The 23,879-nt window shown below is 47.5% G+C and carries 23 protein-coding genes and 1 pseudogene; 6 read left to right on the top strand and 18 right to left on the bottom strand.

Annotated elements, in window-relative coordinates; genetic code table 11:
• Positions 1-117: 117 nt before the first annotated feature.
• The 5 genes from ACAN55_RS17640 to ACAN55_RS17620 all read left to right on the top strand — a co-directional run bounded on the left by ACAN55_RS17640 (position 118) and on the right by ACAN55_RS17620 (position 3,860).
• Positions 118-429: a (2Fe-2S) ferredoxin domain-containing protein gene (locus tag ACAN55_RS17640; RefSeq protein WP_379135667.1), complete on the top strand. Its 312-nt coding sequence runs from the start codon at positions 118-120 to the stop codon at positions 427-429.
• A gap of 90 nt (positions 430-519) precedes the next feature.
• Positions 520-1,371, top strand: a complete 852-nt coding sequence (locus ACAN55_RS17635) for an AraC family transcriptional regulator (RefSeq protein WP_379135664.1) — start codon at positions 520-522, stop codon at positions 1,369-1,371.
• A 119-nt stretch (positions 1,372-1,490) separates the two neighbouring features.
• A complete protein-coding gene (gene mgrA / locus ACAN55_RS17630) occupies positions 1,491-2,480 on the top strand; it encodes an L-glyceraldehyde 3-phosphate reductase (protein ID WP_379135661.1) in 990 nt (329 codons plus the stop codon).
• A 448-nt stretch (positions 2,481-2,928) separates the two neighbouring features.
• A complete protein-coding gene (locus ACAN55_RS17625; RefSeq protein ID WP_379135658.1) occupies positions 2,929-3,468 on the top strand; it encodes an NADPH-dependent FMN reductase in 540 nt (179 codons plus the stop codon).
• Between the two features lie 155 nt (positions 3,469-3,623).
• Positions 3,624-3,860: a hypothetical protein gene (locus ACAN55_RS17620; protein WP_379135655.1), complete on the top strand. Its 237-nt coding sequence runs from the start codon at positions 3,624-3,626 to the stop codon at positions 3,858-3,860.
• 213 nt (positions 3,861-4,073) lie between these two features.
• On the opposite strand, the gene ACAN55_RS17615 is transcribed toward ACAN55_RS17620, so the two are convergent.
• From ACAN55_RS17615 to ACAN55_RS17565, 11 genes are all read right to left on the bottom strand, one after another.
• Positions 4,074-4,259 (bottom strand): hypothetical protein, encoded by a 186-nt coding sequence (locus ACAN55_RS17615; RefSeq protein ID WP_379135652.1) that lies wholly within the window; start codon positions 4,257-4,259, stop codon positions 4,074-4,076.
• 374 nt (positions 4,260-4,633) lie between these two features.
• Positions 4,634-6,652, bottom strand: coding sequence for a methyl-accepting chemotaxis protein (locus ACAN55_RS17610; RefSeq protein ID WP_379135650.1), 2,019 nt, complete (start codon positions 6,650-6,652; stop codon positions 4,634-4,636).
• Positions 6,653-6,665: 13 nt separating this feature from the next.
• Positions 6,666-6,824, bottom strand: a complete 159-nt coding sequence (locus ACAN55_RS17605; protein WP_379135647.1) for a hypothetical protein — start codon at positions 6,822-6,824, stop codon at positions 6,666-6,668.
• Positions 6,825-7,258: 434 nt separating this feature from the next.
• On the bottom strand, positions 7,259-9,778 hold the full coding sequence (locus tag ACAN55_RS17600) for an S-layer homology domain-containing protein (protein WP_379135644.1): 2,520 nt from the start codon (positions 9,776-9,778) through the stop codon (positions 7,259-7,261).
• 374 nt (positions 9,779-10,152) lie between these two features.
• Positions 10,153-11,781, bottom strand: coding sequence for a chaperonin GroEL (groL, locus tag ACAN55_RS17595; RefSeq protein ID WP_379135641.1), 1,629 nt, complete (start codon positions 11,779-11,781; stop codon positions 10,153-10,155).
• Positions 11,782-11,872: 91 nt separating this feature from the next.
• A complete protein-coding gene (gene groES / locus ACAN55_RS17590) occupies positions 11,873-12,154 on the bottom strand; it encodes a co-chaperone GroES (RefSeq protein WP_379135638.1) in 282 nt (93 codons plus the stop codon).
• 279 nt (positions 12,155-12,433) lie between these two features.
• Positions 12,434-13,195, bottom strand: a complete 762-nt coding sequence (gene tatC / locus ACAN55_RS17585) for a twin-arginine translocase subunit TatC (RefSeq protein WP_379135635.1) — start codon at positions 13,193-13,195, stop codon at positions 12,434-12,436.
• A 139-nt stretch (positions 13,196-13,334) separates the two neighbouring features.
• Positions 13,335-13,580: a twin-arginine translocase TatA/TatE family subunit gene (locus ACAN55_RS17580; RefSeq protein ID WP_379135632.1), complete on the bottom strand. Its 246-nt coding sequence runs from the start codon at positions 13,578-13,580 to the stop codon at positions 13,335-13,337.
• Positions 13,581-13,730: 150 nt separating this feature from the next.
• Positions 13,731-14,216 (bottom strand): MogA/MoaB family molybdenum cofactor biosynthesis protein, encoded by a 486-nt coding sequence (locus ACAN55_RS17575; protein WP_379135629.1) that lies wholly within the window; start codon positions 14,214-14,216, stop codon positions 13,731-13,733.
• Positions 14,217-14,260: 44 nt separating this feature from the next.
• On the bottom strand, positions 14,261-14,734 hold the full coding sequence (gene moaC, locus ACAN55_RS17570) for a cyclic pyranopterin monophosphate synthase MoaC (RefSeq protein WP_379135626.1): 474 nt from the start codon (positions 14,732-14,734) through the stop codon (positions 14,261-14,263).
• Positions 14,731-15,357, bottom strand: coding sequence for a 5-formyltetrahydrofolate cyclo-ligase (locus ACAN55_RS17565; RefSeq protein ID WP_379135623.1), 627 nt, complete (start codon positions 15,355-15,357; stop codon positions 14,731-14,733). The genes moaC and ACAN55_RS17565 overlap by 4 nt, the downstream gene beginning before the upstream one ends.
• A gap of 217 nt (positions 15,358-15,574) precedes the next feature.
• On the opposite strand from ACAN55_RS17565, the gene ACAN55_RS17560 reads away from it, so the two are divergent.
• Positions 15,575-17,527: an ABC-F family ATP-binding cassette domain-containing protein gene (locus ACAN55_RS17560; RefSeq protein WP_379135621.1), complete on the top strand. Its 1,953-nt coding sequence runs from the start codon at positions 15,575-15,577 to the stop codon at positions 17,525-17,527.
• Between the two features lie 495 nt (positions 17,528-18,022).
• Here ACAN55_RS17560 and tsaD read toward each other — a convergent pair whose 3' ends face one another.
• The 7 genes and pseudogenes from tsaD to ltrA form a co-directional block, all read right to left on the bottom strand.
• Positions 18,023-19,072, bottom strand: coding sequence for a tRNA (adenosine(37)-N6)-threonylcarbamoyltransferase complex transferase subunit TsaD (gene tsaD, locus ACAN55_RS17555; protein WP_379135618.1), 1,050 nt, complete (start codon positions 19,070-19,072; stop codon positions 18,023-18,025).
• A gap of 2 nt (positions 19,073-19,074) precedes the next feature.
• Positions 19,075-19,593: a ribosomal protein S18-alanine N-acetyltransferase gene (gene rimI, locus ACAN55_RS17550; RefSeq protein WP_379135615.1), complete on the bottom strand. Its 519-nt coding sequence runs from the start codon at positions 19,591-19,593 to the stop codon at positions 19,075-19,077.
• Positions 19,594-19,595: 2 nt separating this feature from the next.
• Positions 19,596-20,420: a tRNA (adenosine(37)-N6)-threonylcarbamoyltransferase complex dimerization subunit type 1 TsaB gene (tsaB, locus tag ACAN55_RS17545; RefSeq protein ID WP_379135612.1), complete on the bottom strand. Its 825-nt coding sequence runs from the start codon at positions 20,418-20,420 to the stop codon at positions 19,596-19,598.
• Entirely contained in the window at positions 20,410-20,907 is a 498-nt protein-coding gene (gene tsaE, locus ACAN55_RS17540) for a tRNA (adenosine(37)-N6)-threonylcarbamoyltransferase complex ATPase subunit type 1 TsaE (RefSeq protein WP_379135609.1), read from the bottom strand. The genes tsaB and tsaE overlap by 11 nt, the downstream gene beginning before the upstream one ends.
• A gap of 37 nt (positions 20,908-20,944) precedes the next feature.
• Positions 20,945-21,934 carry a DMT family transporter gene (locus ACAN55_RS17535; RefSeq protein WP_379135605.1) on the bottom strand — a complete coding sequence of 330 codons (990 nt, stop codon included), beginning with the start codon at positions 21,932-21,934 and terminating at the stop codon, positions 20,945-20,947.
• Between the two features lie 16 nt (positions 21,935-21,950).
• The gene (locus ACAN55_RS17530; RefSeq protein WP_379135830.1) at positions 21,951-22,625 is read right to left on the bottom strand and encodes a GntR family transcriptional regulator; all 675 of its coding nucleotides are present in this window, start codon (positions 22,623-22,625) and stop codon (positions 21,951-21,953) included.
• A gap of 134 nt (positions 22,626-22,759) precedes the next feature.
• Positions 22,760-23,871 (bottom strand): annotated as a pseudogene (gene ltrA / locus ACAN55_RS17525) (group II intron reverse transcriptase/maturase).
• Between the last annotated feature and the right edge of the window lie 8 nt (positions 23,872-23,879).

Here is a 23,879-nt window from a genome sequence, read left to right as displayed (position 1 = left end):
CAAAACGGCCCATTTGTTAAGCCTTTTGGAACAATAGCTGTTATCCATTTTTTCTTCCTCTTCAGAAGCTATAATCTCTTGTAGATAAGCTAACATTTAGCTCTAAGGAGGATAACCATGAACATGCGGCTCAAAGTACTTAAAAATCATCTGTTCTTCTGCTGCAGCGAGCACTGCAATAATCAGGAGGTCGATGATGTCATGCAGACTTTCAAGGAACAGCTCGTCGAACACGGCATTCACAAGACGGTGAAGATTAACAAAACAAGCTGCCTCGGCTTGTGCGGGAACGGTCCCTTTGTTCTGGTATACCCCGAAGGAATCTGGTATTACAACGTCACTCAAGACGAGGTCCCGCGAATTGTATCCGAGCACTTGATCGGAGGCAACCCTGTTGATGAGCTGGTCATGCTGAGGATGGAAGCTTGACTGCCAAATGGACCCAGCGGTTTGAAATTATTCAGTTTTGACCTTATGATGGCTTAAGAAACCATCTATGCCGGAAAGAAGCTGAACTCCATGACAGCCATTTTTCAATACAATTCGGAGCGCCCCTTCCGGGGCAATCCCGACCTTCACCTGCATTACTGGGGGCATGAACAATGCCATCCCGGTCATACCGTTGGCCCTGGTGTGCGTGATCATTACAAAATCCATTTCATTCATGGAGGAACCGGATGGGTCTCCGTTGGTGAACATACTTACACGTTGAAAGCCGGACAAGCCTTCATCACTTATCCTCATATCGTGACAAGCTATGCAGCGGATACCAATCATCCATGGACGTATTCCTGGATCGCTTTTACCGGTGAGCAGGTTGAGTATCTGCTGGGCCGAACCTCCTTGTCACCGGCGCATCCGGTATTTGCGATGGATGATCAACTGATGCCGGAACTGTACGAACGACTTACCGAAGCTGCTGAGACGTTAGAGAGCCTTGATCTCCCGCTAAAAGCTCTGTTGTATCAGTTCTTCTCCGTTCTTCTGCAACGGGTGCCGGCATCTCCTGATGTACTGCCCCTGCCCAAGCAGAAGAGTGTGTACGTCGAACAGTGTCTGGACTTTCTTCATTCCCATTATTGCGAGAATATCTCGGTGGAGATGATGTCCTCTACGCTTAAACTGGACCGTAAATATCTGTCTTCCCTATTCAAGCGTTCGATCGGGCTGCCGCCGCAGCAGTATTTGCTTAATTTCCGTATGGCTAAAGCCAGTGAACTGCTGGCTGAAACCCCTTGTACTATCGGTGAAATTGCCCACTCTGTAGGCTACCAGGATGCCCTGCTGTTCTCCCGCATGTTCAAGAGAGTGAAGGGGTGCTCACCTAAGGAATACCGTATCCGGCATCTGGGTTCTGACATTGTGCTATAAATCCCTGCCATGCTGACATACGATTGCCCACTAACATTGGCTACAATAAGAAAGTGGCTTCCGCAAACGATGGGAACCGCTTTCGATTCTGTTAACCAACCCATAGGAGGGACAATAAAATGTATAACGCAAGCACAAACAGATATGACAGTATGACATATAACCGTTCAGGCCGCAGCGGTCTGCGCCTGCCGGCGATTTCGCTAGGTCTGTGGCACAACTTTGGCGGCAATGATAAGTTCGAGAACGGCCGGGAAATGGTAAGAAGAGCCTTCGACCTAGGCATCACCCATTTCGACCTTGCCAATAACTATGGTCCTCCAGCAGGTTCTGCAGAAGAGAACTTCGGACAGATTCTGAAGAAAGACTTCACTGCCTACCGCGACGAGATGATCATTTCCAGCAAAGCCGGTTATTATATGTGGCCAGGCCCTTATGGTGAATGGGGCTCCCGCAAATATCTGGTCTCCAGCCTTGATCAAAGTTTGACTCGCATGGGACTTGATTATGTAGATATCTTTTATCACCACCGTCCGGATCCAAACACACCCCTGGAAGAAACCATGACCGCACTGGATCATCTGGTCCGTCAAGGTAAAGCGCTATATGTCGGCATTTCGAACTATGGTGCGGAAGAAACCCGCGAAGCTGCGCAAATCCTCCGCAAGCTTGGTACGCCTTGCCTGATTCATCAGCCAAGCTACTCCATGATGAACCGCTGGATCGAGAACGGCTTGCAGGATGTGCTAGATGAGGAAGGCATTGGCTCGATCGCTTTCTCCCCGCTGCAAAAAGGTATCCTGACTGACCGTTATCTGAACGGCATTGCAGCCGATTCCCGTGCGGCAGGTCCGAGCGTATTCCTGTCCGAGAAGGAAATCACGGAAGCAGTCATCGACAAGGTGCGGAAGCTAGATGCAATTGCCGCTAACCGCGGACAAAAAATGTCGCAGCTCGCCTTATCGTGGGTTCTCCGCGGCGGCAGAGTTACTTCTGCTCTGATCGGCGCCAGCAAAGTCAGCCAAATTGAAGATGCAGTAGGTTCCCTGAATGCACCTCAGCTCAGCGCCGAGGAACTTCAGCAGATCGAGGATATTTTAAAAGGTTAATACTATATACAGATAGACGGCAGGTGAATTCCGGGGTGTACAGCTCCCGTGAAATTTCCTGCCGTCTTTTTGACGTCCAGACACTATCCGAACTCATAAGTAATATAGACCATAAACAAAAGTCCCATAATAAAGGAATACGTGGAAGGTCTTTCGTAGCCGTGACCATGACTCTCGGGAATGAGTTCTTAACGTAACAAACATCATCGCCTTCCATCGTCTTGTACGGGGATGCAGCAGAAAAACAGCCAGTATCAATCCCTCCGGCATATCCCATAACCATAATGATGTGCATTCCAGAGCTGTTATACGAAAATTCACACAAGCTAACTATTATTAAGTTACTTGACATTATAAACTTAGTGCGGTATTATTATCTCATCTTTAAAATACTTAAACAAAAGACACTTAAAAATTTGGAATAACTACAACCAAGGAGGAAAAAACAATGTCTAACCTAAACATCGGAATTATCCTGGGAAGTACCCGCCAAGGACGTCTAAGCCCGCAAGTAGGTGAATGGGTTAAAAGTGTAGCCGACAAGCGCGGTGACGCTAATTATGAGATTGTGGATATCGCAGACTTCAAGCTTCCATTAATGGGCGAAGCCGATGCTACGGAACAGGCAACTGCCTGGAATGTCAAGCTGGCCAGCTTGGATGGCTTCGTCTTTATCGTTCAGGAATACAATCACAGCATCTCGGCATCCCTGAAAAATGCTCTGGATTATGCCCGTGAAGCCTGGAATAACAAAGCAGCGGGTATCGTAAGTTACGGTTCCGTAGGCGGAGCCCGTGCTGCTGAGCATCTGCGCGGAATCCTGGGTGAATTGTCCGTCGCCGACGTCCGTGTACATCCGGCCCTGTCTCTGTTCACTGATTTCGAGAACGGTTCTGTATTCAAACCGGCAGACCTGCATTTAACCAACGTTAATGGCATGCTCGACCAAGTTATTGCCTGGAGCGGCGCGCTCAAAGTGCTGCGTTAATAGCTGGCCGCAAGCCGTCTATATACAAACACCCCTTATCCGATTCCGGTGACATCCGGCGGGTAAGGGGTGTTTGTCGTCTATACTTAGAAACCTGTGAATGAAAATATCCTTTTTCATACCTTCTACTATTCTGAAATAGGAAGTGATCACAAATGGCTATTCAATTCTTGGATTCTCGGACTTCGGAGTTTAGCAATACCAATACTGGGGTTACTGTTCTGCCTACAACTCCAACGCTGCTGTTAGGGGATATCGATCTGCAGATTGCTGCCGTATTAGCAACTCCGAATGCAGCAGATGTGCGCATTGAACTATGGCGAACAATCGGTGTAGCAGGGGTTGCTGCGAATGAAGTTACTATCACGTCGAAAGAGGCGGAACAGGAGTAAGCGGCAGTGGTGTGCTGATATATACAGCGACCATTGATTTGTTCACAGGTAATAACCTGCTTTCTTTTCATGCGGCAGACTTCCAACCGGTAGTACCACTTTCAGGTGAACTCCGTTATTCAATGTACGCTGTTGATTCTACTGGTGAAGGACCGGATATTACGATCACAGGCCCGGTCGCCTTTAGTGGAGTTGCACAAGCTGGAGTAGAGTTCAGTCTCCAAGCTTGTCGAGTTCATCTTCCAGCTGCGTAATCCGCAGTCGTACTGCCTCAACTAAGGACGGGTCACCTTTCCGTACAGCTCTCTCCAGCTCTTCCTTAGCAGCTTCGATCTGATGCTCAAGATTGAAGATTTCCGACGAGTTACCGTATCTCCCCAAATACTGAGAATAGGTCATAACCTTCGTCCTTCCCATAGTTAATCTATTAATTTGTGTGGGCTCTAAATTCAAAACGTTCACGATAAAACCAACTATCTGAGATTCTAATTGTCGTTGCTGAGTACCCTTCTACAACTCCGCCGTGGTCCATTAATTCCCCCACAGGATCCGGCACCTGACGGTACCATACAGATACTTTGGTTTGTAAGAGTGCAGCAGTCAAAAACTCGGCATCGGTCTCCAAGACTTTGTATGTAGTGCTCAAAATATCACTCCCTATATTAACAAAACGCCATTCGAGCATATTCTTAATATAATCTATCCGAGTCCATCTGAATATGAATTTCATGTCACTTTGCGTAAAATTTTTCTCGCATAAACTCCCATTTTCCTCACAATTTGAATTTACTTGTCTCTTGCATAAGTCCATTAGCCATTTCTGATAGTACCTCCGAAGATGCAGTGACTTTCTCCATTAATAGGGAAGTCGTTTGGGAGACTTCTTCAAGCTGATGAATCGCCGTTGTCAGATTAATACTGGCAGAAATCTCCTTCGTAGCCGTAGATACCTCACCAAGCTGTAAGGTTACCTTATCTATAGCATTCTGAATATTTCCAAAAGTCATTCCTACCTTATTAACTACCTCTATCCCACTTTCCACTTCTTGCGTACTTGTCTCCATGGAGGCTGCCGCTTGCAAAATATCATGCTGGATCATCGAAATGTACTCGCGGATCTCTCTTGCAGACTGTGTAGATTGTTCTGCTAACTTCTTCACCTCTTCAGCCACTACTGAGAATCCTTTACCCTGCTCACCGGCTCTTGCGGCTTCGATGGAAGCATTTAATGCCAGCAGATTTGTACGGCCAGCGATATTGGCAATGATTTCAACAATGTCTCCTATGCGCTGTGAACGATCTTTTAATTCACTAATAACTCTCGCAAGCTCAGAGATATTCAACTGAATAGAGTTCATTTGAGTCACAGCCGTCTTCACTTCAAGATTTCCGTTCAATGCAAGGTTGGATGTTTCAACAGAGGTTTGAGCTACTTCTTGTGCATTTACAACCGCATCATTCACTATGTCCTCCAACGTTGCCATCATACCCTTGCCATTGTTGATCCGGTTCATTTGCTCTTCTGAGCCATCCGCAATTCCCTGGATAGATGTTGTAATATGCCCAATCGATTGACTGGTTTCTTCTGCACTTGTATGAAGTTCAGTCGCAAAGCGGGAAACCTGTTCAGCGGAACTTCGCATATATTGAATCATCTCTCGTAAATTCTGTGACATTGTATTAAAAGTTTCCGTTAATAACCCGATCTCATCATTGCTTGTCCGGGAAAAGACATGGGTTAAATTACCAGAAGCCACATCTTTCATAGCGTTGGCCAGATGATTAACGGGCTTCGATATATTTCGGGCAATAATACCACCTACAACAATTGTAAGGAGTATCGCACAAGCAATAATTCCAATAATCCAAATAGAGATGGAATTAATGCCTTCTTCAATTTCTTTTTGGGTGGGACTTATCACCAAATACCAGCCATTTTCCAGCTTATAATAAGACAATACCTTTTTCTGTCCTTGCAGAGTGTAATCCAGAATTCCTGCAGTTCTTTGTTCCAATTCAGTGGCCAGACCTTTTAGTGCGCCATTCTCCACCGTCTTAATAGAATCCTTACTTGTAAAAGACGGATGGATGAGAAATTGAAATTGATTATCTAAAATATAGGCAAATCCCGTCTTATAAACCTTAATGCTGCTCACAGCATTCTTAAAGAGATCAAAGTTAATATCCATGCCCACAACGCCTATCGTTTGTCCGTCCTTCACAATAGGTTTTGAATAGGTGATCATGTTAATCTTCAAGTCTTGGTCTATGTAAGGTTCACTCCATACGCCTTGCCCTTCTTGAATAGGCTTATAATACCAAGCCATAGTTGAATCCAGTGGATCGAATGTTGCGATATCTCCAAGGTCTTGCTTCACATACTGGGCGCTTCCTTGATTATCGGCATACCAGACACCATACAATCCATGCACTTTTGAAATATCAAGATACACATAGCTCCCAATGGTTCTCTTGGTTTGTTCACTAAAATATTTAACGTAGGCATCGATTTCCGATTCATATTTATGTAAATACATAGGATCATTTAGTTTACTCTGATCTAATTGACTTAAAGCAATAATCCCAAGGCTGTCTACTGCCTTTTCTGTATTCTCCAGAATATTCGTTAACTCTCCGCCATTACTTTTAGCCATATAACTTAATTTCTCTCTAGACTCTTGCTTGACTACTTCCCTGCTCTTATAAAGGCTTGTCCCGCCTACCAAGACTGCAGTAAGAGTTGTACATATAGCGATAGATAAAATAATTTTCGTTCCTATTTTTCTAATCATTTCATCACCTACTTTATCTCATAGAATCACAGGCATCGTTCTTATGGAGTTCACTTATTTGCTTCAATAGCACAATAATCGTTGACTTCCGGACTTTTTTGGCTTTCTTACCTTCCTTTATGAATTGAAATTTTTGTTCCTTAACAGTGATATCATTCCGTATCTTTTCCATCGGTTTTGGCTCCTTGTTCAAAATTCATGTCGCTTCTCGATGATTCAGACGACCCCCCGACATGTTCATGCCAATGTGTCGTCTGAATAAAAAAATTCATGAAATTAGTCGGACAAATCTTAATCAAAATAAGTGCTGATTCAACCTAATCATCCTTTATTCGACGTCAGATTCATATAGCCTATACTTCTCATTACATCCAGTAGGAATAGCTTATACATCTTACTACGCTAGTCGAATCCGCCATCGTCTCAGCATTTACTCCTGCCGGTAACTTGTTGGCTTTCACTCACTTTCATCCTTAGCTTAGAACATCCCATCGATACACCTTGTGTAGAGCACCTGAAACTTACGCTTTTTGTTCTCCTTGGCCAACTTAAAAAAGACTATCCTCGAGTAAACTCGAGAATAGCCTCATAAAACATTAATATATTCTACCCTTCTACAGGTATTTGAGGTACAACAGGTTCATAAGCCGGAATGGTTACCTCTAATGTTGCTCCTGCATTAAACCCTTGTTTGGCTGCATATCTTACTACATAAACTCCCGCATCTAAACCTGTGGTTTCTGAGTTAGCGCATGCCACATAGGCGCTATCGTCATCTGTTTTTAGTTTATATTCCATCTCTTCTGTTGTACCCGCGATCTTACCATCAGTTAATGCTACCGTTGGTGCAACGCCTTCTAGACCAGTGGGTGCGAGTTGATCTTGAAGTGATTCTACTATAACTATTTGATTGTTAACTCCAGTGTTTACGTCTAAAGTAATGCTGTACTTTTCACTTGTATTAATCGCATTCTCAAGGACGACTATGAAATTATCTTGAGCAAAATGAGTATATTGAGGTCTAGCAGTAATTAAAAATGAGAGCGTATGGTCATTTTTGACAGTGACAGTTATACCATCATCAGGTCCTCCAAAAAGGACAGATCCATCAAATCCAGTCTCCCCCCCGCTAAATTGCACGTACAGGTTATAACCATTCCCCATATCATACTCTTTATAGACCTCGCTACTATTAAACCTTGTTTCAGTATTCCCTAAAGTTCTATAAATTGCTTGGTTAGGAGCTACTGCTTCACTAAGTGAAATTGTATCGTCAACATTATTAAAGGTAATGTCTTCACTATTGAATACCCAATCTACAGAATTAATGATATTTGGTTCAGTTACCGGGAATACCGCTGTTACTACTCCCGAATTGGCACTATTAGTTGTAGTAGCACCGGCTACTGTGAAGAAGTTCTGTGTCACGCCTGTTAGTGTGTATCCTGGTTTCGGTGTGATTGTAATCGTCGCTTGATACACCGTATCCACATCAAAGGTGTCCACAGCTGGTGTATCATGCGGTGTTGGTGTATCGTTTGGTGTTGGCGTATCATTCGACACCGGTGTATTATCCGACACTGGTGTATTATTCGACACCGGTGTATTATCCGATACTGGCACATCATTTGGTACAGTATTGATGTTGATACTTTGTGATACTATTACCCAAGAAATTGTTGCTGTATATTCTGATGTTGCTGCTATTGTAGCTACTGGTGTTGCACCAGTTACGGGTGCGGTTACTCCGGCTATTGCAGCTGTTGCGATTTTAATTGGTCCGTTGTTACTCTCACCAATAGATGTACTTGGTGCATCTTTAACGAGAGCAGTACCCTGCGTATTGTTAGATCCTGTTGTTCCTGGATCCACTATCTCACCGCCTGCACCGCTTACTCTTGCAGCACCTGTTTCAACGGATATTTTAGTCCCCGGATTCTCAACTTTCACATCCTGTGCTCCGCTTTTTACAGTTACAAGTTCAATACTTCCCTGCCCCTTGATCGCTGTAGTCTTCACACCCTCTATGACATCCAGTTTACCTACTTTTGATCCCTTATCTAAAAGAACCGTAGTATTGTCTGCACGCACTTGCACAGATTTAATATTCACTTCAACGGCATTGACTATAATATCCGGTGCAAGTACCAACAAGTCTCCTATTGCGCCTTTTACAATAACATCTTCCGATCCGTCTTCTACATAGACAACATTCACTTTAGCTGTATCTTCGACTACGATTCTGACTACGCCATCCACACGGGCAAGAATAACGTTACCCACATTGGATGACCCTTTAATAACGACAGAATGTTCCCCGCCCCCACGAACTACAACACGTCCAGATACACTTACATTATCAAGAGTCAGCGTACCGTCGCCTACACCTTCTCCAACGATCAGGTCTCCACGAACACTAACATTTTTCAGTGTAACATCTGGTGCAGTAATCATAACATTGCCCTCTGGAAGCGTTGTCACGATTCCTGCTGTTTGAATATAGTGGCTAAAAGTATTATCTAGAAGCTGAGCAAATTCGGCCCGTGTGATATAGCCTTTAGGATTCAACAGTTGATTCGCTCCACTGATGTATCCATGATTAATTAATGCGAACACTTCCCCTTTGGCCCATGTCGATAAGCTTCCTACATCGGTAAAGGTTTTCGAAATATTCATTTCAGGTTGAAGTTTGATTGCTCGGGCCAGGATGACGAAGACTTCCTCCCGTGTGATCGCCTGCTCTGGATTCATAGACGTACCAGAACCTTTAACAATTCCCATCTGATAGGCCATGGCCAAGTAATCGCTATACCAGCTGGTAGATTTCACATCTTGAAATTTGCTGATATCCCCTTTTTTATAAGCATCAAACGCTCTAGTAATCACTGCCGCCATTTGTGCACGTGTAAGGTTATCATTCGGCATGATCTTGCCATCCGAACCTGACAATAAACCATTATCTACGGCATGATTAAGCGCTTGGGTAGACCAATTGGCTGGCATGTCCGAGATTACGGCATGCTTGGTAACAGCCTCTTCGCCATACGTGGTTACAGGGAAGCTTCCGACAATCACAGTTATTCCAAACAAAACAGAGAGAATCTTCAATTTTCTTTTGATTTTCATAAGTTCCTCCTAGTGTTGGTACATGTTAAGACTTTCCCACTCATAATCTGGCCTATTATAGATTCTGTCGCCCAAGTCAGCCCCTTTCAAATCATAGATTATGTAGAAGCTTGTCCTAGAGGTACAAATATTAGGTTCCTCTATGTGAGGTTCATTATCCAATTTGTATCTTCTTATTCATACACCTATACTTCTCATTTATTAATAAATGAGACAAACTTCTTACTTACAAATGAGCCTTAGTAGCTGGTTTATTCATATGCTTGAAAAAAACAATAAAAAGGCTTCTCATAAGTTCAAATGAACTCATAAGAAGCCTTAGTATTCTGCCGATGTTACCCTTTAGTTACCCTCAGGATACCTCGACACCTTTATTACATCATGCCGCCCATACCGCCCATGCCGCCCATATCAGGCATTCCGCCCTTTTCTGGTTCTGGCTTGTCAGCAATTACTGCTTCAGTAGTCAGGAACATAGCAGCTACGGAAGCTGCATTTTGGAGCGCGTAACGTGTTACTTTAGCAGGGTCAACGATACCCGCTTCGAACATGTTCACCCACTCATCGGTAGCAGCGTTGTAGCCGATGCCGACAGCTTCTTTTTTCAGACGGTCCACGATTACGGAACCTTCTTGACCAGCATTCGCAGCGATTGTGCGAACCGGCTCTTCCAGAGCGCGCAATACGATGTTAACACCTGTTCTTTCGTCTCCTACTGCTTCAACAGCAGCAACAGCCGCATATACGTTCACAAGAGCTGTACCCCCACCGGATACGATACCTTCTTCAACCGCAGCGCGGGTTGCATTCAGGGCGTCTTCGATGCGAAGCTTGCGCTCTTTCAGTTCAGTTTCAGTTGCAGCGCCTACTTTGACAACGGCTACGCCGCCAGCCAATTTAGCCAGACGCTCTTGCAGTTTCTCTTTGTCGAACTCGGAAGTAGTATCTTCCAGTTGGGAGCGGATTTGGCTAACGCGTGCATTGATGTCCGCTTTGTCGCCGCTTCCGTCTACAATTGTAGTGTTCTCTTTGGTTACGCGCACTTGACGGGCGTTACCCAGTTGGTCGATAGAAGTGCTCTTCAGATCAAGGCCGAGCTTCTCAGTGATCACTTGACCACCAGTCAGAGCAGCGATATCTTGCAGCATTGCTTCACGACGGTCGCCGAAGCCAGGAGCTTTAACAGCAACAGCGTTGAACGTTCCGCGCAGTTTGTTCACGATCAGCATCGCTTGTGCTTCGCCTTCGATGTCTTCAGCGATGATTACAAGCGGACGGGCTTGTTGAACGATTTTCTCAAGCAATGGCAGGATTTCTTGTGTGCTGCTGATTTTCTTGTCAGTGATCAGGATGTACGGGTTATCAAGCACAGCTTCCATTTTGTCCGTATCGGTAATCATGTACGGGGAGATGTAGCCGCGGTCGAATTGCATACCTTCAACAACTTCAAGCTCAGTCAGGAATCCACGGGATTCTTCAACGGTGATAACGCCGTCTTTACCTACTTTGTCCATAGCTTGAGCAATCAATTGGCCCACTTCATCGTCAGCAGCGGAGATTGCAGCTACTTGAGCGATGGATTGGGAATCTTCGATTGGTTTAGCGATTCTTTGCAATTCTGTTACAGCAGCTTTAACCGCTTTGTCGATCCCTTTGCGGATAACCATTGGGTTCGCGCCTGCAGTTACGTTCTTCAGACCTTCACGGATCATCGCTTGAGCCAGAACAGTTGCAGTTGTTGTACCGTCACCGGCAACATCATTAGTTTTGGTAGCTACTTCTTTAACCAGCTGTGCACCCATGTTCTCGAATGCATCTTCCAGCTCAATTTCCTTCGCGATTGTAACACCATCGTTAGTGATCAGCGGGCTGCCGAATTTCTTCTCCAGCACCACGTTGCGGCCTTTTGGTCCAAGTGTAACTTTTACTGCGTTTGCCAAAGCATCAACACCGCGGAGCATTGCCCGGCGAGCGTCTTCACTAAATTTAATTTCTTTAGCCATTGAATAGTAACCTCCTAAAAATATTTATGCTTGTTCCAGCACATAGATTGGATCGTAAGTATTGGGTCTACTGCTTATAAATGACGCTTTCTTATCCCAGAATCGCGTGAATGTCGCTTTCCTTCATAATCAAATATTCTTTACCTTCGAATTTGATTTCTGTTCCTGCGTATTTGGAGAAAATAACGCGGTCGCCTTCTTTAACTTCCAGAGGCACACGTACTCCATCTTTCAAAGCTCCGCTGCCTACTGCGATAACTGTACCTTCCTGCGGCTTCTCCTTGGAGGAGTCTGGAAGCACAATCCCGAAAGAAGTGGTTTCCTCCACTGCGCTCGCTTCTACTAATACGCGTTCACCTAAAGGTTTGATCATGAAAAAATAGCCTCCTTTGAATTATGTTGTTTACCTTGAACACTTGAAGTTACACAACAGTTGATTCTTCTTTTAGCACTCGACACCTTATAGTGCTAACAACAATTTTTATGATACTCAACTTGAAAGACAATTTCAAGTCCTTTTACACAAATGCCCACTTATTTTCGGGAAAAATATGGCTGAGGCGCTCATGCAAGGCTTGTACAGCTCAGCCCCTCTTTCATTCTATCCACTCCTGACCAAAATATGCCTAAAACCCCCGGCCTGCCCATACGTTCAGGTCCGGAGGTATCTGGCTTCTCTTTGTGCATCGGCGGCGAGCTGCTTACGGTAGACAAATGCGGACAGCAGCACACTGAATTCATACAACACCAGCAGCGGAATCGTCACGAGGAAATCCGAAATGAAATCCGGCGGTGTGATCACGACTGCGATAAATACAAGTACAAAATAAGCATACCGGCGCATTTTACGCAGGCGAAGCGGGTTAAGGATACGCAGCTTGGTCAGGAACATGACGATGAGCGGCAATTCAAACAGCAGAGCCACAGGAAGCACAAGTCCAAACATAAAGCTGAAATATTGCGCAATGCCGTAAGTCTCTTCAAGCCCCATGCTCCGCGTTACCGAGATCGTAAAGGAAAGGGCCATGGGAAAAATAACATAATAGGCAAATGTCAGACCCAGCAGAAACAGAACAAACACATAGGGGACATACCGCAGCGTTGCGCTTCGTTCTTCCGGGCGGAGACCCGGACTGACAAAAGCCCACAGCTGGTACACAATAAACGGGACGGTTACAACCAGAGACACCGCGACCGCAATCTTCATATACATACCGATCCCATCCCAGAACGAAAAAGCATGCAGGACGAAGCCCTCGGCCAGATCGGCATGAATCAGATAGTCATAAATCGGCCGGGCACAGAATAAACCGCCAATTAGGCCAAGTACAAATACAACCAGAATATATATGATTCTTCTGCGCAGTTCGGTCAGATGATCGACCACCGACATTTCATCAGGTTCCAGGGACATGCTGCCACCATCCTATTTTCAGGCGTACATCTGGTCGTTTCCATTATGTAAGCGGGTATAACAGATATATTTCTAAAAAAAGGAGTCTCCCGCAAGTCATAAACTGACTTACGGGATAGCCTCCTGTGTACTACTATTATTATTCCGGCAGATTTTTGTCCGTGGAGACATTGGCTGCAATGTTCTGCGGGGCAACAGCTGCTGATGTAGTTACATCCTTCTTCTGGACAGGCTCCGTATCACCGATGATGTCACGTGCGCCTTCCTTGAATTCACGGAAGGTCCGGCCGACGGCACGGCCAAGCTCTGGAAGCTTATTGGGACCGAAGAGTAACAGCGCAAGGATGACCAGCAATATAAAGCCGGGTGCACCAATGTTAGGCATAGTTATTTTCCTCCTTGTTACGAATGTCCGTTCATGATACCGTTTCCTTCTAACTCAATGATACCATAACTTATGTCACAGTTGCATCTCAATTCTATGACAATCGCTGTAACGAACCATCAACAAAGCCAAATATGCCTTACGTGCTTCTTATTGGCGGAACTGCCCCGTGACCATTAACAAAGCTTCAGGCAACTGATCCATGATCGCTGCCAAATTCTCGTGAACACCTTTAGGAGTGCCCGGAAGGTTGACGATAAGCGTCCGGCCGCGGATTCCACAGATTCCGCGAAAGAGCATGACGCTCCGGTTCTTCTGCATCACTGTACTGCGCATGGCTTCGGACATCCCAGGCACCTCACGTTCAATCACACGCCGGGTTGCTTCCGGAGTGACATCACGAATAGCCAGCTCAGTTCCTCCGGTTGTCAGCACCAGATCCGCCTGAAAATAATCAGTCAGCTCAATCATTGCTGCGATAATTTCATCCTCTTCATCAGGAACAATCCGGTACTCAATAATCTCGCCTCCGAGTTCTTCCTCAACCAGTTCCCGGATCACCTGGGCGCTCGTATCTTCCCGTTCACCTCTGGCCCCTTTATCACTGGCCGTCAGGATTGCTGTTTTCCACGCCATAGGTACGTCCTCCCTCTCTATGTACTCTGTGAAATCTTTCGTTATCATTCTTCCCGTGCGTAATCCCCGTTCTTCCCACCGCTTTTGGAGACCAGCATTGTCGGTCCAATAATCATGTCCTTCTGCAACGCCTTGCACATGTCATACACGGTGAGTGCGCTGGCGGAAACGGCAGTCAATGCCTCCATCTCCACACCTGTCTTACCTGTCAGCTTGACAGTTGCTTCTATATATAGTTCATCTTCGTTGTTATCGGAGAAGCGGATATCAATCCCGGTAAGCGGCAATGGATGGCACATCGGAATCCAGTCGGCCGTCTTCTTGGCAGCCATAATACCGGCAACCTGAGCAACAGCCAGTACATCGCCTTTTCCGATGGATCCTTGCTTAATCGCGCTTAAAGTCTCGGGGGCCATCTTAACTTTACTGGAAGCAGTAGCTGTCCGCTTGGTAATTTCCTTGTCGCTGACATCCACCATACGTGCTCTTCCTTCCTCATTGAAATGAGTTAACTTCAACTTCCATTCACCTCCCGGCAGTGAATCATGCCATGCTCTGTTATGAGAATGTCCATAAAAGCATCATGGGCATCCATCGGCACTTCCTCTACCAGTTGCATCCCGTAAGCCAGGCCGATCCACACCGGGGCTTTACCCTTAGCCGCAGCAGGAGCCCACGCTGCAAGCAGGCGGTCATAATATCCCTGGCCATAACCCAGCCTTCCGCCCCGCCGGTCGAATGCGAGTCCTGGTACAAATATAACATCTGGCATATGCCTGAAAGGCACTGCTGCAATTCCGGACGGTTCCGGAATGCCGTACCTGCCTGGAATCATCTCCTCCCAGGAGTTCACCTGCAGTGGAGACATAGTGCCTAACTCCGGTTCTACCCGAGGAAGAAACACCCGAAGATCCGCCCCCCAGGCCTTGTCAATCAGCGGTCGCGTGTCCAGCTCCGAGCGAAAGGCAGCGTACGCCATGATGGATGCCGCCTTCTCCTGCTCAAGCCAATTCCAAGCATACTTGCAGACCAGCGAGGATAGATTGCCTCTCTGGTCCAAAGGAAGCATATCCCTCGCGGCAGCCTGACGGCGGCGCAGCGCCCGCTTATGCTCAGCGAGAACAACGTCATTGCCTGACATATACCGCTCCTCCTCTTTATTCCTGACTGATCTTATGTCTAAGTCCAGTTTACCACTCTTGTCCCCGGTTCGCCAAGATAGCTCGGATTACGTTTATCCTGATGCCATACCCTCGCGCGCCACACACTTTTCATGTAAACTATAAGGAATGGTTGGCAGGGGAGCTTCTGGCTTTCGGTGCCACAGTGAAAAATGCATGGGTGGAGGTTTCATCGGTATGCTTCTTCAAGCAACAGGTATTTCAAAATTATATGGCATTACCAGTATATTGAACGGCATAAGCCTGCAAGTCAATGAGAAGGAAAGAGTGGGGCTGGTTGGCGTTAATGGTGCCGGCAAATCCACATTTCTGCAGATTCTGGCCGGGGAGCTGTCTTATGACGGCGGTCAGATTCATAAAGCAAAGGAAACGACTGTCGGATATCTGGCCCAGAACAGCGGTCTTCAATCAGATCTCAGCATTCAGGAAGAGATGCTGGCTGTTTTTGCCCCGCTTATTGAGACAGAAGAGGAACTTCGCAAGATGGAGGAACAAATTGCTGATCCCTCACTAGCGGACGATCCGAAGAAATACGAAGATTTACTGGAAAGGTACGCCCAGCGTTCGGACTGGTTCAAAGACCATGGCGGTTATGAAATGAACACGCGTATCCGTAGTGTTCTGCATGGCATGGGCTTCGGCGATTTTGATCCGGCTACCCCGATATCTACGCTCAGCGGGGGGCAAAAGACGAGACTGGCGCTGGCCCGCATCCTGCTGCAGGCTCCGGATTTACTGCTGCTGGATGAGCCCACGAATCATCTCGATATTGAAACCCTGACATGGCTCGAGGACTATCTGCGAGGGTATGCGGGCGGCATTCTGGTCGTATCCCATGACCGGTATTTTCTTGACCGTCTGGTTACAGTCATCGTGGAAATTGAGCGGCACGAGTCCCGGCGGTATACCGGGAATTACACTCGTTACATGGAACTTAAGGCTGCCGATTACGAAATTCGGATGAAGCAGTATGAGAAGCAGCAGGATGAGATTTCCCGCATGGAGGATTTCGTACAGCGCAACATTGTGCGGGCCTCCACCACCAAACGCGCACAGAGCCGGCGCAAGGCACTCGAGAAGATGGATCGGCTGGATCGGCCAATGGGTGATTTGAAAAAAGCCAATTTCTCCTTTGAGCCTGATTTCATGTCAGGCAAAGAAGTTCTGCAAGTCCGCAGTGTAGCTGTCTCCTTTAGTGAAGGCGAGCCTCTCTTCCGCAACGCTTCCTTCGAGCTGCGGCGCGGCGAAACCGCTGCGCTGATCGGTCCAAACGGAATCGGGAAGTCTACACTGCTGCAGTGCCTCACCGGAACACGCGAGCCGTCTGCCGGAAGTATAGACTGGGGAGCCAAGGTCAAGATCGGATACTATGACCAGGAGCAGACCCGGTTGAATCCGCGGAACACGGTCCTGGAAGAGCTCTGGAGTGAATACCCTATGCTGGAGGAAGCCCGCATCCGGACTATTCTTGGCAATTTCCTCTTCAGCGGTGAGGATGTTCTGAAGAAAGTCGCAGCGCTTAGCGGCGGTGAGAAAGCGCGTGTCGCACTGTCCAAGCTGATGCTGCGCGGCGCCAATATGCTCATTCTCGATGAGCCGACGAACCATTTGGATCTGGTGAGCCGCGAGGTCCTGGAAGCAGCACTCATCGATTTTGAAGGCACCCTGCTCTTTATTTCCCATGACCGTTATTTCCTCAACAAAATGGCGGAACGTGTGCTTGAGCTTCATCCGGCTGGAATTGATCCTTACCTCGGGAACTACGATGATTATATCGAGAAGAAACGGGAGCTGGAGGATATTGCCCGGGAAGCTGCCGCGCAGGCGGCTGGTGTACAATTCAAGAGTTCAGGCCAGGATAGTGCTATTTCGGCAGAGAAGGGAACCACTTCCTTCGAAGCCGATAAGCAGGCCAAACGCGAAGAGCGCAGCCGCCAGCGGCGAATTGCCGAACTCGAAGAGAACATCGCCTCCCTGGAGGAAGAAATCGCCGGGATCGAAGCTGAAATGACCAAACCTGAGGTGTATCAGGATTATATGGCACTCCAGGAACATGAAGCGGATTTAAAAGCAAAAAAAGAACAGCTCGTGCAAGTTTTTGACGAGTGGGAAAGACTTGCTGATGAATAATGTAAAATCTCACGATAAATATTTTTAATAGTTCCCTTTTTGTTCATAAATAGTTATGCACAGCTCTATCCCCAGATTTGGTGAATAACTGATCTTCTAAAAAGGCCCTTAGGGCCTTTTTTCTTGCGATAAATCACGTTTTGTGTGTCAAGGAAATTTTATCCACCGAATTATCCACATTATCCACAGTTTCCACAAAAATACACCCTCTTTGAAATCCCCCGTTTGAACGTTCAGAAAAAGACCGTTACTGCTGGTTTTACATGATTTTTACACAGATATGCAGGAATATGTGGATAACCTTGTCCACACCTTGACAAACGTGTATTACCCTATTTAAGAGCTTCAGATCTCTACTTCTGATCTCATATTGAGAAAGCAGCAGCCATCAAAAAGGCGTATCCCTCCCCACGTCATCAATACGCGGTAAAAGGATACGCCTGTTTTATTGGTTCATACAGTCTCAATTGGGCCTTTATTAGCTTGCAGCCCCCGCTAATCGCGGACCGACCACTGCTCCAGTGAAAATCCGGGATCAGCGACCATATCCAGCGGTATGCCTCCGTCATGAGTCCATTTCACATGGGCTGCCGCACCAATCATGGCGGCATTATCAGTGCAATATACAGGCGGCGGAACAATAAGCTCTATGCCTTCCGCTTCACAACGGCCTGTCAAAGCAGCACGCAGCCCTCTGTTGGCAGCCACACCGCCGCACAGCAGCAGTTGTCTCGAAGCGGTTGAACGCACTGCCCGGACAGCCTTCTCTACCAGCACTTCAACGACCGATTCCTGAAATCCGCGGGCAATCGCACCTACGTCAGGGGTGAGCCCCTTCATCTTCGTCTGATTGACTACATTCAGTACTGCCGATTTCAATCCGCTGAAGCTGAAGTCATAGGAGTCAGGCTCCAGCCAGGCGCGCGGTAGAGTCACTGTCTCTGTGGATTCGCGCGCCAGCTTGTCCACGTGAGGTCCCCCTGGATAAGGAAAGCCGAGTGCACGCGCCACCTTGTCATACGCTTCACCAACGGCATCATCACGGGTACGGCCGATAATCTTGAATCTGCCCTCCTGCTCCAGCAGCACAAGCTCCGTATGCCCTCCTGAAACTACTAGCGTCATGCAAGGGTACTGCAACTCAGACACCAAACGGTTGGCATAAATATGACCGGCGATATGATGTGTGCCGATAAGCGGTTTGCCCCAGGCCAAAGCTAGGCTTTTGGCAGCGACAACTCCGACGAGCAAGGCTCCGACAAGTCCGGGTCCCTGCGTAACGGCTATGGCGGTTAACTGCTCTGGCTTCACTCCAGCGGTATTCATTGCTTCTTCGATAATAAGTGTAATGACCTCGACATGCTTGCGCGAGGCGACCTCTGGTACAACGCCGCCGAAGGCCCGGTGTGTCTCGATCTGGCTGGAGATTATATTGGCAAGCACCTCACAGCCATCCTTGATGACTGCCACCGCTGTTTCATCACAGCTAGTTTCTATAGCGAGTATTATTACCGGTTTCTGTTCATTGTTTATTTCCGAACCCATTCCTATTCCACGCTTCCTTCCCTGACACCTTGCTCCTCGTAAGCCGGCAGATCAGCCCACATAATCAGTGCGTCCTCACGATTATCGGAGTAATAGCCTCTGCGTGTGCCAGCGGAGCGAAAGCCTTTCTTGCGGTATAAATTCTGGGCAACTTCATTGGATACCCGCACTTCCAGCGTAATGGATTTCATTCCGAGGTAAGAAGCCGTCTTCATCAGTTCATCCAGCAGCCGTTCTCCCCATTTGCGTCCCCGGTATTCCTCAAGCAGCGCAATATTCGTGACATGGGCTTCGTCCACGATCGCCCATAACCCCGCATAACCGATAATTTGGCCCTGCAGCTCCATCACCATATATTTAGCGAAATGATTATTCGTAAGTTCATTCTTGAAAGCCTCTTCGGTCCAAGGCATCGTGAAGGCTTGGCGTTCAATGACCATAATAGCCGGAATATCCTCCACTTTCATCAGGCGAAAAACAAGCTGGTCACTTTGCCCTCTTCCTGCATCAGTGTCCGTCATTGTTATTTCATGCCTCCTTCATGGCTCTTGCGGAGATTAACTTCCGCCTCCGTGAGCTGGGTATAGTTGGGAATCAGGCTATGAACATCATCATTTCCAGCCGCATGCCGCTCCTCACCAAGGAACCCGGTCCAGCGCCCTTCAAGCTCGTAAGGTACAACATTCAAATGGCATAACCCTGCTAAGGCAGAAAGTGTTTCTGAACTGCCATGCAGCGCGGTTTCTCCGGTGAACCAAAGATTACGCGGTTTTCTGCCCTCCGCTTCAGCCAACCCGATCAGCTCCGACAATTGCAACACCCATTCGCTCATCAGACGGATCGCATCGGGCTCAAGCCGGGTGGGACTTCCTTCGGCGCCAACTGCGAAAAGTCCGGTAAAGGCTTGTCCCCGACGGGCATCGATCAGGGGAATAATCCAATCCGGACCATATTCCACTTGTCCCTGCTCCGCCGGCGTTGGTGAATATGATGCCATCCGCCCCTGCTCATGACCGCCCCATGCCAGAGCATGGAGAGTGGATATACCTGCTACAGGAACATCCCAAGCCCAAGCCAATGTCTTGGCAGCACTGACAGCAATACGAGTGCCGGTATACGAACCTGGGCCAATGCCTACCGAAATGCCGGCCAACATACTCCCGCTCGTTCCCGAAGCCTGCAGCGCTTGCTCAATAATCGGCAGCAAATGAACAGAATGATTCCGTTCTCCGGAGGTATTGATCTCATGCAGCACTTGATAATTCTCTGTTACCACCACACCGAGAGTTGCCGTGGATGTATCAAGCGCCAAAAACCGCTTGCGCGGCCCGTTATTTTCAGTCGTCATTCTTCTTGACCCCATTCTTGATCAGGCTGCGGCAGAGATCTCCGTAAGGCTCTCCGATTCCGGTTACCGTAATCATGCGTTCTTCCATTCCAACCGTCTCGATATAAATATGCAGGCGACTTGACGGCAGTAAATCTGTAATCATGCTACTCCACTCAACAAGGCAGACTCCTTGTCCGTAGAAATATTCGTCCAGCCCAAGCTCATCTGCTTCCTGATGGGAAATGCGGTACACATCCATATGATACAGGGGCAGGTTCCCCTTATATTCTTTAATAATAGTAAAAGTAGGACTGTTCACCAGTTCCTGTACCCCCAAATGGCTAGCAAAGCCTTTGGAGAAGGCCGTTTTACCCGCACCCAAATCCCCGTCAAGGCCAATGACGGTCCCTGGCGTCGAGGCACGAGCAAGAGCGCCTGCCAAAAGCTCTGTATCCTGTGGGCTGCTGGAACGGTATGTGAACACCGTTTCGTTATTATTTTCCAACTGCTCTACCACCTTTTGTGCTTGTTCCCTGCAAATTTCAATACCTTTTATTATATCGGGATGATTGCATTGCTGCAACAAGCGGCCTGCCTGAACGCCGGGAGAACAAACTGTGCAGAATCATGCCTCCTATAATGACAAGAATGCCTAGCCAGGACACATAGGATGGCGATGGAGTGGACAGGATCAGCATTTCTCCAGCCAAGGCGAACAGCACCTCCAGCGATTGAGTAGCTTCTACAGCTGCGAGTCCGGTCATGCTGTGACGAACCATATCTGTAGCCTTGAAAAATAACACGGTGGCGATAATGCCGGAAGACAAAGCTACGATTCCTGACTGCCATAGCTGTTCACCCGATGGCCAGCCGGAGTTCAAAAGTCCATATACGGCAACAACGATCCAGAACGGAATACTGCCAAGCGTCATTCCGAGTATACGCTGAAAGACATCAAACTGTTCACCGCACAGCTGCATCGTCTTACGGTTGCCGAGCGGATAGGCGAAGGAGGCAATTAACACCGGCACAATACCCAGCAGAGCCTCGACCGATGTCAAAGCTTGGGAGTGCTCCAACTGGAGAAGCGCCACGCCTGCCAGAATGATGAGAGACATTCCAAGACCTTTGACAGGAATCTTACCCCGCTTAAACACGCGGCCCGAAGGGCCGGTGATCCAAGTACCGAAGAAGGGAGCAAGCAAGGAACCGGAAATAATCGTAATTTGCCACGTTCCCGCCGTCAGCCAACCAGGAGCATAAGCAGCCGCGAAACAAATAGGTGCATAGAACAAACCAAAACCTACAGTTCCCCACAACAGCCAAGGCCAAGGTCTCTTGATTATCCCGGATAATAAAGGTCTCAAATTGCGCCGCCCCATCACAATGGCAATTAATAACGGCAGCGTAAAGAAATACCGCAGGGAGGAACTCCAAGCCCAGCTTCCTCCGGAAAGCTCCATGCGGCGATTCAATACAAAGGTAATGGCAAAAAATAAGGCGGAGCAGACTCCGAGCAAGATTGGCCGCACGAGCTATCAACTCTTTCTATGATTCAGTATTAGACATACCCAACTGTGTCCCGAGGTTCAGCCAGTTCTTCTCGGACCATAAAGATGCCGATTGAACATCCCCTTGCTCACAAGCTGCGATAATCTGCTCATGATCACTCAGGGACTCAATGGCCTGCTCTGAAGCAAAACGGGAGATCTCCAGTCTGCGCAGCTTAGGCATGATCCGTTCTAGCGTCGCTTTTATATCCGGGTTGCCGGATGCCTCGATCAAGATGTTATGAAAATCATCGTCTGCGTGAATAGCAGCAAGAATGTCCGAAGTGTCAATCGCCTGACGAAACTCTTCATTGTGACGGCGCATCATTTCAAGGTGAGACTCCGTCAAGCGGGGTATAGCCAGTCTTGCTCCTAAGGCATGGAGCGCAGCAGCCACTACAAAGGCATGCCCGGCCTCTTCCGGACGCAGCAGTGCGACCCTGGTAATCGACCCTGGAACGGTCTCGACTAGTCCTTCATCCTCCAGACGTTTTAACGCTTCCCTGACAGGCGTACGACTCACTCCAAACTGGCTTGCAAGCTGGTTATCATTCAGCCGTTGTCCAGGTTCGAGCGCCAGTGAAATAATCGCTTCACGAAGTGTACGGTAAACTTCATCCCGGAATGAGGTTCTTTTAATGGGTTGGATGGGTTGGATCGGTTGTTTATTCATATAACCAATATATTGGTTTACTTGTTCAGAAGCAATCATTTTTAGAAATAAGAGATGAGTAATAATCGAGTAGGAGGGGGCGGCGAGCCCCCGACCTCTCACACCACCGTACGTACCGTTCGGTATACGGCGGTTCATGGAATATTCCGTATCGAGTTGTATTTGTCCAACAGGCTCTTAAGTCCTTTGGATTCCCAGTATTGGTTATTCAATGCTCGTGTCACAATTGGACTCCCTGCAATTCGCCAATACCCTTTTCGGGTATTTCCCCACTCGTAGGCTNCCATCCCATTAAGTACTGGTTTAGTTCCTCGATTCGATCTTTCATCCTCATCGGCTTCTTTCGAGAGGTAATCTCTCGAATTCTGACCTTCGCTTTCTGTACGGATGGTTTGGCAATCCTCACCTTTGGCTCTTTATCCGCACTAAAACTGAATCCAAGAAACTTCCGTTTCCAGGGCCGGTCTACCGCACTCTTGGCTTGGTTTACCTTGAGTTTTAGCTTCGTCTCAATGAACCCCGTGACGGATGCCTTGACTCGTTCGCCTGCTCTTGGTGTTTTCACGTAGATATTACAGTCGTCCGCATAGCGCACGAATCGGTGTCCACGTCTCTCTAGTTCCTTATCCAGTTCGTCCAGAACAATGTTAGATAATAACGGACTCAGGGGACCACCTTGCGGCGTTCCTTCTAATGTCGCCTTTACTAACCCGTTCTCCATCACCCCCGCTTGAAGATATTTACGAATCAGTAAGAGGACTTTCTTGTCCTTCACTTTCTCCGCAATTTTCGTCATCAGACGGTCATGGTTGACACGGTCAAAGAATTTCTCCAAGTCCAGGTCCACTACAAATCGGTATCCTTCTTTCATGAATGTTCTAGCTTTCCTTACCGCATCATGTCCTCGCCTTCGGGGACGAAATCCATAGCTATGCTCCGAAAACTGTGGATCGAACAATGGGGTTAACACCTGCGTAATTGCTTGCTGAAGCATTCGGTCTGTCACCGTAGGTATCCCTAACATCCGGGTACCTCCGCCGTTCGGTTTCGGGATTTCGACCCGTCGTACGGGGCTCGGTTCATAGGTTCCTTCTTCTATCGCTTGCCGTAAGGTTTGCCAGTTTTGTACGATGTGTTTCCGTAAGGATTTTACGGACATGCCATCTACGCCATGACTTCCTTTATTGGCTTCAACACGCTTTAATGCTTTCAGAAGATTTTCCCGTGACAGCAGTTGCTCCAACATTTTTTTTT

The organism is Paenibacillus oryziterrae (assembly GCF_042610485.1).
Lineage (GTDB): Bacteria > Bacillota > Bacilli > Paenibacillales > Paenibacillaceae > Paenibacillus_AQ.
The sequence above is the reverse complement of the archived record's forward strand: the minus strand, read 5'-3'. Positions and strand labels throughout refer to the sequence as shown.